The sequence below is a fragment of the Polaromonas sp. genome (assembly GCF_012927485.1).
In the GTDB taxonomy this organism is placed as follows: domain Bacteria; phylum Pseudomonadota; class Gammaproteobacteria; order Burkholderiales; family Burkholderiaceae_C; genus Polaromonas.
On record NZ_JABBPC010000035.1, the window covers coordinates 75,487 to 88,450 of the forward strand.

9 protein-coding genes are annotated in these 12,964 nt (G+C 58.3%); 3 read left to right on the top strand and 6 right to left on the bottom strand.

Annotated elements, in window-relative coordinates; all coding sequences use genetic code 11:
• Window positions 1-50: 50 nt before the first annotated feature.
• From HHJ16_RS14095 to HHJ16_RS14110, 4 genes are all read right to left on the bottom strand, one after another.
• Window positions 51-1,247, bottom strand: coding sequence for an ABC transporter substrate-binding protein (locus HHJ16_RS14095; RefSeq protein ID WP_296901569.1), 1,197 nt, complete (start codon window positions 1,245-1,247; stop codon window positions 51-53).
• Between the two features lie 67 nt (window positions 1,248-1,314).
• Window positions 1,315-2,019, bottom strand: a complete 705-nt coding sequence (locus HHJ16_RS14100) for an ABC transporter ATP-binding protein (protein ID WP_296901570.1) — start codon at window positions 2,017-2,019, stop codon at window positions 1,315-1,317.
• Window positions 2,020-2,122: 103 nt separating this feature from the next.
• Window positions 2,123-2,896: an ABC transporter ATP-binding protein gene (locus HHJ16_RS14105; protein WP_296901572.1), complete on the bottom strand. Its 774-nt coding sequence runs from the start codon at window positions 2,894-2,896 to the stop codon at window positions 2,123-2,125.
• A 391-nt stretch (window positions 2,897-3,287) separates the two neighbouring features.
• On the bottom strand, window positions 3,288-5,471 hold the full coding sequence (locus tag HHJ16_RS14110) for a DUF6600 domain-containing protein (RefSeq protein WP_296901574.1): 2,184 nt from the start codon (window positions 5,469-5,471) through the stop codon (window positions 3,288-3,290).
• A 193-nt stretch (window positions 5,472-5,664) separates the two neighbouring features.
• Here HHJ16_RS14110 and HHJ16_RS14115 point away from each other — a divergent pair, with 193 nt between their 5' ends.
• Both HHJ16_RS14115 and HHJ16_RS14120 read left to right on the top strand, forming a co-directional pair.
• Complete coding sequence (locus HHJ16_RS14115; RefSeq protein WP_296901576.1) at window positions 5,665-6,735, top strand: DUF6352 family protein; 1,071 nt, start codon at window positions 5,665-5,667, stop codon at window positions 6,733-6,735.
• A gap of 93 nt (window positions 6,736-6,828) precedes the next feature.
• Window positions 6,829-6,993, top strand: coding sequence for a hypothetical protein (locus HHJ16_RS14120; protein ID WP_296901577.1), 165 nt, complete (start codon window positions 6,829-6,831; stop codon window positions 6,991-6,993).
• 241 nt (window positions 6,994-7,234) lie between these two features.
• Here the strand turns inward: HHJ16_RS14120 and HHJ16_RS14125 are convergent, their stop codons facing one another.
• Both HHJ16_RS14125 and icmF read right to left on the bottom strand, forming a co-directional pair.
• On the bottom strand, window positions 7,235-7,900 hold the full coding sequence (locus tag HHJ16_RS14125) for a c-type cytochrome (protein WP_296901579.1): 666 nt from the start codon (window positions 7,898-7,900) through the stop codon (window positions 7,235-7,237).
• A 54-nt stretch (window positions 7,901-7,954) separates the two neighbouring features.
• Window positions 7,955-11,248: a fused isobutyryl-CoA mutase/GTPase IcmF gene (gene icmF, locus HHJ16_RS14130; RefSeq protein WP_296901581.1), complete on the bottom strand. Its 3,294-nt coding sequence runs from the start codon at window positions 11,246-11,248 to the stop codon at window positions 7,955-7,957.
• A 407-nt stretch (window positions 11,249-11,655) separates the two neighbouring features.
• On the opposite strand from icmF, the gene HHJ16_RS14135 reads away from it, so the two are divergent.
• Window positions 11,656-12,894, top strand: coding sequence for an ABC transporter substrate-binding protein (locus HHJ16_RS14135; protein ID WP_296901583.1), 1,239 nt, complete (start codon window positions 11,656-11,658; stop codon window positions 12,892-12,894).
• The last annotated feature ends 70 nt before the right edge of the window (window positions 12,895-12,964 follow it).

The following is a 12,964-nucleotide window of genomic DNA, read 5'->3' on the forward strand; positions in this document are numbered from 1 at the left end:
GAAAAAAGTTGGCCGATCACGAGGTGTGACCGGCCAACTGGAAGATCAAGTTACTTCTTGTTGATCAGCGGGCACTTGGACTCGGCAACCGTCGTGAATGCCTGGTCGCCAGGAACTTTAGCCACGGTTTTGTAGTAGTCCCATGGCGTACTCGACTCTTTGGGGCCTTTGACCTGGTAAAGGTACATGTCGTGAATCATGCGACCGTCGGCGCGGATTTGACCCTTGTTGTAAAAGTCGTCGATCTTCATGGTTTTCAATGTGCTCATGACCTTGTCGCCGTCGGTCGTACCGGCGGCCTGAACAGCTTTCAGGTAATTTGTGGCAGCTGAGTAGTCAGCCGCCTGCAGGCTGGAAGGCATCCGTTTGTATTTGTCGAAAAATCGCTTGGCAAATTTGCGGGAGGCATCGTCCTGGTTCCAATACCAGCTGTCGGCGAGTTGCAGGCCTTCGGTATTGGCCAGACCCAAACTGTGCACATCGTTAATGAACACCAGCAAGCCGGCAACCTTCATGGTTTTGGTAATACCGAATTCCTTGGCAGCCTTCATGGAATTGGTGAAATCGCCGCCGGCATTGGCCAGCGCCAGAATCTGTGCCTTGGAAGACTGAGCTTGCAATAGGAAGGCCGAGAAGTCCGAGGCATTGAGCGGATGGCGTACGGCGCCTACCACGGTGCCGCCATTGGCTTTTACGACATTCGCCGCGTCGGTCTCGAGGGAGTGGCCGAATGCGTAGTCAGCCGTCAGGAAATACCAGCTTTTGTAGCCCGCTTTGACCAGTGCCGCACCCGCCACTTTGGACAAGGCCACGGTGTCATAGGCATAGTGAACGGTGTATCGCGTACAGTCTTCGTTGGTCAGCCGGGCTGAGCCGGCGCCGATGGAGATGAAAGGACGCTTTTTCTCGGCGGCTACCTTGGCCATGGCCAGCGACGTGCCGGAGTTGGTCCCGCCAATCAGCATGGCCAGGCCGTCTTTGTCCATCCACTCGCGCGCCTTGGAGCTGGCAATGTCGGGCTTGTTCTGATGGTCAGCGGACAGCACTTCGATCGGGCGGTTAAGCACCTTGCCGCCAAAATCCTGCACTGCCCACTTGACCATTTCAGCGCCAGCAGGACCGTCGATGTCGGCATACAGGCTGGACATGTCGGTGATGATGCCGATCTTGATCGGGCCGGCGTTCTGTGCGGATGCTGCGGCGCTTAGGCCAATGGCCAGTGCGGCGACAAGTGTTTTAAGTTTCATGGATGTCTCCTGGTTAAGGTTATGAGCTCAAAGGGAAAAAACGGGACGGGCAGGCTTGAACACGGCACTAGACGCCCAAATACTCCTGCAGCATGCCCATGTTCTGGGTCAACTCGGCTTGGGCAAACTGCTTGACGATTTGGCCGTGTTCCATGACATAGAAACGGTCGGCCAGCGGCGCGGCAAAGCGGAAATTTTGCTCGACCAGCACGATGGTGTAGCCCTTGGCCTTCAGGGCCAAAATCATTTCAGCCAGCTTCTGCACGATGACGGGGGCGAGTCCTTCAGAAATTTCATCGAGCAACAGGAGCCGTGCGCCCGTGCGCAAAATGCGCGCCACTGCCAGCATCTGCTGCTCGCCGCCTGACAGGCGGGTGCCGGGACTGTTGGCGCGTTCCTTCAGGTTAGGGAACATGGCGTAAATCTCGGCAATGCTCATGCCCCCGGTGGCGATGGTCGGGGGCAGCATCAGGTTTTCTTCGGCCGACAGGCTGGCAAAAATGCCGCGCTCTTCAGGGCAGTAGCCGACGCCTAGCCGGGCTACTTTGTGCGGCGCCAGCTTGATAACCTCTTCTCCATTGATCCGGATCGAGCCCTTGCGGGCGCCGGTCATGCCGACGATCGCGCGCAGCGTGGTGGTGCGACCGGCCCCGTTGCGGCCAAGCAGTGTTACCACTTCACCTTCATGCACCGAGAGGTTCACGCCATGCAGGATGTGCGACTCTCCGTACCAGGCGTGCAGGTTTTCAATGTGGAGCAGTTCTTTAGTCATGCGAAGCGCTCGTGGGGGGATTTTTTCGACGGTCGGCTCGTCAGGCGTTGAACTACCTTGGACCGCCGCGTAGCCCACGAAGTGAAAAGCGTGGGAGCCATAGTTAATGAGCGCCCTGTAGTTCGGTGTTGGCGGTGCCCATGTAGGCTTCAATCACCTGCGGGTTTTTAGAGACCTCGGCGTAAGGGCCGTCGGCAATGATGGCGCCCCGTTGCAGTACCGTGATGCGATGGGCAATCGACGACACCACGTTCATGTTGTGTTCGACCATCAGAATCGTCCGCCCTGCCGACACCTTTTTGATCAGCTGGGTCACGCGGGCCACGTCTTCGTGGCCCATGCCCTGGGTGGGCTCGTCCAGCAGCATCAGTTCTGGCTCAAGGGCCAGCGTGGTGGCCAGCTCCAGGGCGCGTTTGCGGCCGTAAGGCAGGTTCACGGTCAACACGTCGGCAAAGTCGCTCAGGTCGACTTCTGCAAGCAGCGCACGTGCACGGTCATGCAGGTGAAACAGCGTGTCTTCGGCTTTCCAGAAATGGAATGAAGTACCCAAGTTGCGCTGCAGCGCCGCGCGGACATTCTCAAGCACCGTCATATGCGGGAAAACGGCCGAGATCTGGAAAGACCGAACGATGCCGCGCCGCGCGGTCTGGGCCGGCTTCTCGAAGGTGATGTCGTTGCCATTGAAGACAATGCTGCCTCTGGTAGGCGGCAGGAACTTGGTGAGCAAATTAAAAAAAGTGGTTTTCCCGGCTCCGTTCGGTCCGATCAGCGCGTGAATGTGCCCGCGCTGGACTTTCAGGTCTACGTTGTTGACAGCCACGAATCCCTTGAATTCCTTGGTCAGCCCTTGCGTTTGAAGAATGAACTCAACAGACAAATTGCTCTCCGGCGGGGTGGGGTTGAACTCACGGGAAGCTGCCTGCAGACGCAGCGCCAAATGGAGTATAAGTCCCGTGAATCACAGTAGGCGATCCTACCTATCCGAAGGCTGCGGTGCTACTCGGTTAGACCCTTAGGTAGTTTTGCGTGATGGGCAACCCTTAGCCCTTACCGCACTGCTTAGCCCCTGGGGCAAAAGTCTGGGCGCGATGACCTCGATGCGAGCAGCTTTACTTTTTCGGGCGACGAAACGTGGGTCAGCCGCACCGCCTCAAAGGTAAAACCAAGTGAAATATTCGGGGTCCGCTGGCCGGCCGCACAACCCTATTAAACCTGTAGCGTTGTGAGCGCCTGCGCCTGACCTTCGTTGGGCTGCCCGCAATGCGAGATTACGGTTCCCGATTGCGTCGGGGCTCGCCTTCCGGTGGGTTGGCCGGTGCGCTGGAGGGATCTGCTCTCCGTTTGTTTTGCCGCTCCTGCTGCGGTTTCTGTTGTTCCGGCGGCGGCTCATGGGCTTGCCGCTGCTGATCTTGCCGAGCCCGTTGCAACTGCTGTTGTTGCTGTTGTTGCTGCTGGTCTTTCATCTGCTTTTGGGCTTGCTCTTGTTGCTTTTGCGCCTGTTCACGCACTGCGCGCTGCCCCTGCAAGTCTTCGGTTTGGCGGCGTTGCTGGTCTTGTTGACGGATGAGTTCCGTTTGTTGACGCTGCTGGTCACGCTGAAGCTGCTGTTGCGCGCGTAAAGCTGAATTACGCTCTGCGGTGGCTTTCGCATCCGGGTTCAGTGGCGGGGCGGTGCCGTTCTTCTGAGCTTGCTCAAGTACCGCGCGCTGCCTCGAGGCCGCTTCATTTTGCCGACGCTGTTGATCACTCCGAGCGCGTTGGTCTGCGTCCATTGCGCTGTGGTCCGGTGTCAGCGCCGGGACCGGGCGCAAAGAAGGTGGCGCAGCCGGCGTCTGCTTCGTCGCAGGCAGCGGCGCGCCCGCAACGCCAGCGGTCACGGGTACTGCTAGCGTTGGCGCGGAAATGCGGGTATTGCGGTCGGTGCTCTCGGGGCGCGCGGCCTCCCGGCGGCTATTCGAACCGGTATCGCGGCGCTCGTCGCGGCTGCTGACGACCGGACGCGCCACCACGGCGGCGGGTGGCAACGAACCGGCCGCAACAGGCCTTGGCCGGTCACGGCCCTCAGCGCGATCGGGGCGCTGTGGAATCGCGTTACGTTCCACCACTTGGGCCCGGTTCAAATCCTGGGCGCTCAATGGGTGGAAGTCGCCGTGTACCGGCCGACCTTGGACAAAGTCGTTTGAACTCACCGCGGTGACCGCCCCGGGTTGACGCTGATAGCGGTAGATATTGGTCACGTTGACCGTGTTGTTGACCACAATGTTCTGATTGACCTGGGTGACATAGTGGGGGCTTACTCGGTAGGCGGGCCTAAAGGCCTCACCCGGTGCGAGTGGGAACCAGCCGACGCTGGGTTGTGGCGCGCCGCCGGAGCCGATTGAAACGCTCCAACTGACGCCGCCGCTATTGCCCCCAACGAAAGCGACCAGCGCCGGCGCATACACCGGACGCTGCGCCAGCTGCCCCGGTACCCAGGCCCAGCGCGGGCCTATTTGCGCCCAGCGCCCATAGTGAAACGGTGCAAAACCCCAGGGCGCGTCGTCCACCCAAGTCCAGCCCCACGGGGAGATCCAGCTCCAGTGGCCCACACGGTAGGGTGCCCAGTTCACCGGAACAGCGCGTGGCAACCAGACCGCGCCGTAGCCTGGATCCTGGCTCCAGTCGCCATAGCTGTCCAGCTGCTGGTAACCGAGGATCTCGCGCGGCACATAACGCGCCGATATCGAGTGGTCTTCGCGCCGGTCGCGGTCGGCCGCCCAGCCATCAAAACTGTCTTGCCATGCGGCGCCCGGTCCGGCGGGTATCAGTTGCGTGCCGGTGAAATTGATTTGCTGCGCGCTGCCCAAATTGACCGCCTCGCCGGCAGCGCCGTAAATGACACCGCTCCCAGATAGCGCCACGACCCGCGTGGTGTTGCTGGCAGGGTTGACGTCCAGGCGGTAGTCGCCAGGCTGTGAAATAACGAAAGCCAGATTGGGCGTGTCAACCTCCAGACGCTGCCCCTCGAACAGGGTGCGAACGCGCAACTGAAGGGTTCCTTGCGCCAATCGGAGCTGGGCCAGATTGTCGTCCAGCGCTAAAAAATCCAGGCTGGTCTGCTCGCTCATGCGCACCGCCGCTGAACCAATATGCAACTCCGACCGCGCGCGGGAACCGGTCCACAACCTGTCCCCGCTGGTCAGAGGCCAATTTAGCGCGGCGGGCGTCCATGCGTTGCGGTCTGCGTATCCAGTGCTGTCTCCCCGCGCAAAGCTCACCGGGCCTTCCGTGAGGTTGAGGCGAGCGACGCGACCTGGTGGGTCCAGCGGAGCGGGCTCCTGGGCCCAAACTGCGGACTGCAAAGAGGCCAGCAAGAGAAACAGCAGCGGGACGACCCGCTGCAACCTGAGACTCGGCAAAACCCGGAAAGACCGGACGCGGGGGCTGAATAAATCGACGCGGGGTGTTGTCATGTTGCACGCTCTCTTTCTGTCGTTCGGGGCCTGAACTGCGCACGTAGCGGGACCGGTCCCTGATGTGGGAAGTCTGACCCTGTTTAGATCAACGCGCCAGTCGGTGAGCGGCTTGCTAAGCTCAGGTAAAGATTGCAGCGTTCGGTTAATGTCGCCTCAGCCACTCGTCGTTGACTGTGCGACGATGGCATCCATGCAAGATTTTTGGCTTTCCAGTGGCTTTGGCCTCCTTCAGCGCAACGACCGCGGCTGGTTGCAACCGACTGACGACTACTTACGGCTTTTTTTGTCACGGCCTGAATTAGCGCTGGTACCCGAATCCTGCAAGGCCGAGCGGACCCTTCGTTCCAGACTGATGGATTCCCCTTCACGGCGGGTTGAAGCCGACGAATTGCAGGCAGTGCAGGATGTTGATGCGCGTGAAAGCTACACGCTCTTTCTGCGTTTTCGGGACGGTCTTCTAGCCACCGGGACGCTGGAGGCGTATTACCTGAGTTTGTTTCCTCGCGACGGGTCGGGTCGCGTCAACATTCCGCCGCTGTTCATCGATTTGCTGGTCCAAGCCATCACGCACAACCTGCTGGAGGACTCCACGGACGCTTACGAAGTGCGCGCCAGCGAGATGCTGTTCAGAAGCCAGCGCATCAGCACGGAAGGCGGACAAGTGCTCAGCGGCGATCGTGAGGTGATGGATTTGCTCCAGCAGACCAGCGGCCTCGGCGACTTTGGACGCTTTCTGGCTGAAGCCAAAGCGCCCCTACCGACCGTCAATCTGCAGGTCCTGAATGATGACAATGCCCCGAACTATTGGCAACAGGCCAGCCGCCAGACGTTTTTGCTCGACCTGACCCACGAAGTCACCCAGGACCTGAGCCACGGCCTGGTCTTCACGATGACGCGAGCTCGATCGGGGCTCAAGGCGCTGGCAGGCGTGCTTCAAAAGTGGGTACAACATTTCCTCGGTGTCGCCGTCACCATCAAGCCTTTACAAAAAGTGGCGGACGACGCGTGGCGCTGGCATGTGGGGCTGGATGTGGAAGCGACGGCACTGTTGAACGATCTGTATCAAGGCGATGATGTTGAGCCGGCGCGAATGCAGCGCCTGATTAGCCTGTTTCGCCTGGATTTTGTCGACCCTCAGGAGATGCGCCCGGACGTCGCGGGCAAGCCGGTTTATTTGGGGCTCATGGTGAGTGCTGACGGCGTGGTCAGGCTGAAGCCGCAGAATTTGTTGGTCAACTTACCGCTGCCCAAGACGCTGTAGCGCCCGAATAATTAATTGCCGGGCACCGGGCAAAGTAATTCCTGTGGTGTGGCTTAAAATCCGGGGTTAAGCCATATTTATCAGGAGTCTTTCATGCCGAAAAAAATCAGAGTCGAAGCCGACATCTGCGCCCCCAAGCCCGTGCCCCCCAAAGGCTACACCGTCACTTCTGGCCGTGGCCAAAAGATCAGCCTTGAGCGCGGTTCTTCAACCCGCAGTAAGAAGAATCCTGGCAAGCGTCCGACAAAAGGCGGCTGAAAAAGCCTGCATCTGTCAGGCCAGCTCGAACCGCTATGGTTCTGCCGGACCAGATAACCCGAGCAGCCGGAGCCGATGGGCACAGTGGTTCGGGTTTTTTTCTGGGCCATCCGCAGGCTGACCCTCTCGAGTCATTGGCGGAAAACTCTTGCAGCGGATCCAATAGCTACGTCCGCCAGTGCTGTATCAGTCTTCGCCCGGTACCCGGAACGATCCCGCCCCCGCCGAGCGAATGAAAACCTTATTTCATCGACGCCACATAGGCGACGACCGCAGCAATATCCGGGTCGGTCATCAGTCGGGTGTTGGCGGCCATCAGGGGATCGGTCCGCAGAGTGGAACCGTCACGGTAGCGCTTCAGCGTCAAAGCCAGATAATCCGGTTGTTGTCCGGCGATCCGTGCAATTTTTTCATTGCCGCGACCTTGTTCACCATGGCAGCGAAAGCAGATAGTGCTGTAGTACTCCTTGCCCTTGCTGATCAGGGCGGCATTCGCCGCGGGCCTCTGGATGACTTGCTGGTTTGAATAAAAAACGACGATGCCGATTTTCTCGTCGGGGCTGAGCGCCTTGATCATCCCCTGCATAAATTCGTTGCGCCGCCGCCCATCGCTGAACTGCCGCAACTGCTCCAGCAAATAAGCGGTGTTCTGCCCGGCTAGGTTGGGAATGCCGAGTGAAACGCTGTTACCGCCACCGCCGTGACAGTTGGCACAAAAAGCGGCGACCTTGCTTCCGATTTTGTACGTTGCCTCGAACTGGCGCGGATTGGCTTCCACCTCTTTGAGGCGCGCGTTCAGGTCCGTGTCGGCCGTTGCGCGAACCATTGCGGGTTGGCCGATAGTCGGAAAAGAGACGAACATTGAAACCAGCAAGGTGGTCAGTGCCACTGAAATCCGCATCGCCATGGTCTACTACCCTTTTACTTAAAGGGGTATTTTAGGTCATGGAGGGTAGTCTGTTCACATGTTTCGGCGGTACTGGCCACCTACTTCAAAGAGGGCGTTGGTAATCTGCCCCAGCGAGCACACCCGCACGGCGTCCATCAGCACCTCAAAGACATTCTGGTTGTCTATCACTGCCTGCTGTAACCGTTTGAGTTGCACCGGTGCCTCGTTTGCGTGCAGGGCGTGAAAGCTTTGTAGCCGGTTCAACTGGCTTTGTTTTTCTTCGTCAGTGGAGCGCGCCAGCTCCAGCTTGTCCTGCACCGCGTCGCCATGCGGATTGCGAAAGGTGTTGACGCCGATGATGGGCAGTTCACCGGTGTGCTTGAGCATTTCGTAGTGCATGGATTCGTCTTGAATCCTTCCGCGCTGATAGCCCGTTTCCATCGCGCCCAGCACGCCACCGCGGTCGGCGATGGCTGCAAATTCCGCCAGCACGGCTTCTTCGACCAGTTCGGTCAGCTCTTCGATGATGAAGGCCCCTTGTGAGGGGTTTTCGTTTTTGGCCAAACCCCATTCGCGGTTGATGATGAGTTGAATGGCCATGGCACGGCGGACCGAATCTTCAGTCGGTGTGGTGATGGCTTCGTCAAAAGCGTTGGTGTGCAAACTGTTGCAGTTGTCGTAAATGGCGATCAGTGCCTGCAGCGTGGTACGGATGTCGTTGAACTGGATTTCCTGCGCGTGCAGGCTGCGACCCGAGGTCTGAATATGGTATTTCAACTTCTGGCTGCGCTCGTTCGCCCCGTATTTTTCTTTCATGGCCACAGCCCAGATGCGACGCGCAACGCGTCCCATGACGGTGTATTCGGGGTCCATGCCGTTGCTGAAGAAGAACGACAGGTTGGGTGCGAAGTCGTCTATGTGCATGCCCCGCGCCAGGTAGGCCTCGACAAACGTAAAGCCGTTGGAAAGCGTGAAGGCAAGTTGCGAAATCGGGTTGGCACCTGCTTCGGCGATGTGATAGCCGCTGATGGAGACACTGTAAAAATTACGGACGCGGTGGTGCACAAAATACTGTGCGATGTCGCCCATGACTTTCAGGCTGAACTCGGTTGAAAAGATGCAGGTGTTCTGCCCCTGGTCTTCTTTCAGGATGTCTGCCTGCACGGTGCCGCGCACATTTTCCAACACCCACTCGCGGATTTTTTCGGCTTCTGTGTCGGTCGGCTCGCGGCCATTGTCGGTGTTGAACTTTTCCAGGTTCTGATCGATGGCCGTGTTCATGAACATCGCCAGAATGCTGGGAGCCGGGCCGTTGATGGTCATGGACACCGAGGTGCTCGGATTGCACAGATCAAAGCCGCTGTACAGCACCTTCATGTCGTCCAGGGTGGCAATGGAAACGCCCGAGTTGCCTACCTTGCCGTAAATATCAGGACGGACGTGCGGGTCGTTGCCGTAAAGCGTGACGGAATCAAACGCCGTAGAAAGTCGCTTGGCGGCCATTCCTTCGCTCAGCAATTTGAAGCGCGTGTTGGTGCGAAAAGGATCGCCTTCACCCGCAAACATTCGAGTGGGGTCTTCGCCTTCGCGCTTGAAGGCGAAGGTGCCAGCGGTATAGGGGTAGCTACCCGGCACGTTGTCCAAAATCAGCCACTTGAGAATTTCGCCGTGGTCTTCGTATTTTGGCAGGCAGACTTTTCGAATGGTGGTGCCCGAGAGCGATTGGGTCGTCAGCGCCGTGCGAATTTCCTTGTCGCGGATTTTTACGACATATTCGTCGCCTGCGTAGGCCTTCTGCATCTCGGGCCACTGGGCCAGTAATTTTTTAGCCGCCGGATCCTGGACTTGTTCGCGTTGGACAGCGAGGTCGATCGCGGCTTCAGCAGCCCGAGCCTTGCCGGGCTTGCCCACGGTCAGCATGGCGGCAGCGGCCCGCAATTGCTGAATTTCGCGGGCCAGCGTGGCTTGCTCACGACCGCGCTTTTTGTAAGTGCGCACCGTGTCGGTAATTTCGGCCAGATAGCGCGTGCGAGCGGCGGGCACCACTGGCGTCTGATTGGTACTGTGGCGCACTTCGACCAGCGGCAGTGTGCCGTCCTCCAGTACTAGTCCCAAGCTGGCCAAGCGCGGTTTCAGCGCCTGGTAAAGCGCCGTGACGCCGTCATCATTAAATCGGGCGGCCATGGTGCCAAACACCGGCATCTGGTCGGTCGGGACCGTCCAGGCTTCCTTGTTGCGCTGCACTTGTTTGGCGACGTCACGCAGGGCATCGAGTGATCCCTTACGGTCAAATTTGTTAATCGCAATGAACTCCGCAAAGTCCAGCATGTCGATTTTCTCGAGCTGACTGGCAGCGCCGAATTCCGGCGTCATCACGTACATGGGGACGTCCACATGCGGCACGATGGCTGCATCGCCCTGGCCGATGCCAGAGGTCTCGACCACGATCAGGTCAAATCCGGCCGCCTTGCAGGCTGCAATCACGTCGGGTAGCGCCGGACTGATTTCCGAGCCGAAGTCGCGGGTCGCCAGGGACCGCATGAAAACGCGTGGTCCCTGGCTCCACGGGTTGATGGCATTCATGCGGATGCGGTCGCCCAACAGGGCGCCGCCGCTCTTGCGCCTTGAGGGGTCAATGCTGATGATGGCGATGCGCAGGCGGTCGCTCTGGTCCAGACGCAGGCGCCGGATCAACTCGTCGGTGAGGGACGACTTGCCTGCACCGCCAGTGCCCGTGATGCCCAGCACCGGTATTTTTTTAGTGGCAGCCAGTGCACGTACCGCTTGCACGACGGTTTCGTTAACCTTCTCATTCTCGATTGCGGTAATGAGCTGGGCAAGCGCCCGCCAGTTCATTTCGCCATGGCCTTCGATCGCCTTGACGTCTTGCGGTGCGCGGGCTGTCAAGTCCGTGTCGCAACGCATCACCATCTCGCCAATCATCCCCGCCAGCCCCATTTTCTGACCGTCTTCGGGACTGTAGATGCGCGTCACACCGTAGGCATGCAGCTCGCGGATTTCCGGCGGCACGATGACGCCCCCGCCACCGCCAAATATCTGAATGTGTTCGCCGCCACGGCTTTTCAGCAAATCCACCATGTACTTGAAATACTCGACATGCCCGCCCTGATAAGAACTGATGGCGATACCTTGAGCGTCTTCCTGCAAGGCGGCCGTGACGACTTCGTCCACGCTTCGGTTGTGGCCTAGGTGAATGACTTCCGCACCCATGCTTTGCAAAATGCGCCGCATGATGTTGATGGCAGCATCGTGACCGTCAAACAAACTGGCGGCCGTGATGAAGCGAACTTTGTTCGTGGGGCGGTAATTGGCGAGCGATTTGTATTCTGCGGACAGGTCGGTCATGGTATTCCTCGGCTGTGTCAATAGACCCTCTGGTCAGGGCCTGGATGTGATAGCAACCCTGGATGATATTACGTTTACGTAAACGTCAATTGTCAATTCAAGGTCCGAAAAAACAAAAGCTCGTACAGGTTAAAACAGCTTTGCTTTTTTTAAACAGGAATGTCGGGTTAACCCGTATGATTTTTCACCCTGACCCGTAATGCCGCCCTGTGTGAAATATTTTTGATGGCTAGTTGAAAAAAATCACCGCTTTTTTGGGCCAATTGCTGTTCGTCTGAGGAAAGTACTAAGAAGATCTCCCCGCAAGTCGGATAAATTAGGTATCCGCGCCGCGGCTGCCATAGCCGTCGTGGCGTTGTCCTGTTGATTAACATGTATGCAAATTTATATACCAAGATGGAGACACCATGAATATTCGTTTTGTAAAACTGGCCGTTGCGTCAGCTGTTTTCAGTATTGCCGGCCTGGCCGCTGCGGCTGACCCGATCAAGATCGGCGTGGCGGGTCCCTTCACCGGCGGCTCCTCCTCCATGGGCGTCAGCATGCGTGACGGCGTCAGGCTTGCAGTCGAGGAAATCAACAAGTCGGGCGGCGTGCTGGGCCGCAAGCTGCAAGTCGTTGAACGCGACGACGAGGCCAAAAACGAACGTGGTGTGCAGATTGCCCAAGAGTTGATCAACAAGGAAAAAGTCACTGCCGCCGTGGGCTACATCAATACGGGCGTGGCACTGGCTTCCCAACGATTTTTCGAAGAAGCCAAGATTCCAGTGATGAATAACGTGGCAACGGGCAGCATCATTACGCAGCAGTTCAAGGATCAGCCCGAGAACTACATCTTTCGGAACGCCGCACACGACAGCATTCAGGCGCCCATGATCGTGGAAGAAGCCGTGACTCGCCGCGGCTTCAAGAAGGTCGCCATTTTGGCCGACTCCACCAACTACGGACAGCTGGGTCGGGAAGACCTCGAAAAAGCGCTCGCCGCCAAAGGCCTGAAAGCCGTCGCGGTCGAGAAGTTCAACATCAAGGATGTAGACATGACCGCCCAGTTGCTGAAAGCCAAATCAGCCGGTGCCGACGTCATCTTGACTTATGCCATCGGTCCCGAACTGGCGCAGATTGCCAATGGCATGACCAAGCTGGGCTGGAAGGTGCCTATGGTTGGCAGCTGGACGCTCTCCATGGCGAACTTTATTGACAATGCCGGACCTGGTGGTGAAGGCGCCCGCATGCCGCAGACCTTTATTCAGCAGCCGGACACACCCAAACGCAAGGCTTTCATTGATGCCTACCTGAAAACCTTCAAGCCCAAGAACAATCGCATTGATTCACCGGTGTCGGCGGCGCAGGGCTATGACTCCATCTATTTATTGGCGGCCGCCATCAAGCAGGCCAACAGCACGGATGGACCGAAAATCCGCGAAGCCCTGGAAAACCTGAATGCCAAGGTGGAAGGTGTTGTGACGACTTATGAAAAGCCCTTCACCAAGGCCGACCACGAGGCCATCACCGCCAACATTCCGGTATTTGGTGAAGTCCGGCAAGGCCGGGTGGTCTACGCCTATGCGGACGATATGAAAAAAGGCGGCGATTTGCGCATCAAGGACGCCAAGGCCAAGGTTGCGGCACCGGCGGTCAAGAAGTAATCGGGCGAGTATATTTAAGAAGCGTGTTTTGAGAAACAAGCACCGCGCCGGCCAGACCGGCTGCCGCGGT

Bases quoted from the DNA above. Each gene is read 5' to 3' on its own strand.
- HHJ16_RS14095 (WP_296901569.1), bottom strand. From the start codon at position 1,247: ATGAAACTTAAAACACTTGTCGCCGCACTGGCCATTGGCCTAAGCGCC.
- HHJ16_RS14100 (WP_296901570.1), bottom strand. From the start codon at position 2,019: ATGACTAAAGAACTGCTCCACATTGAAAACCTGCACGCCTGGTACGGA.
- HHJ16_RS14110 (WP_296901574.1), bottom strand. From the start codon at position 5,471: ATGACAACACCCCGCGTCGATTTATTCAGCCCCCGCGTCCGGTCTTTC.
- HHJ16_RS14115 (WP_296901576.1), top strand. From the start codon at position 5,665: ATGCAAGATTTTTGGCTTTCCAGTGGCTTTGGCCTCCTTCAGCGCAAC.
- HHJ16_RS14120 (WP_296901577.1), top strand. From the start codon at position 6,829: ATGCCGAAAAAAATCAGAGTCGAAGCCGACATCTGCGCCCCCAAGCCC.
- HHJ16_RS14125 (WP_296901579.1), bottom strand. From the start codon at position 7,900: ATGGCGATGCGGATTTCAGTGGCACTGACCACCTTGCTGGTTTCAATG.
- icmF (WP_296901581.1), bottom strand. From the start codon at position 11,248: ATGACCGACCTGTCCGCAGAATACAAATCGCTCGCCAATTACCGCCCC.
- HHJ16_RS14135 (WP_296901583.1), top strand. From the start codon at position 11,656: ATGAATATTCGTTTTGTAAAACTGGCCGTTGCGTCAGCTGTTTTCAGT.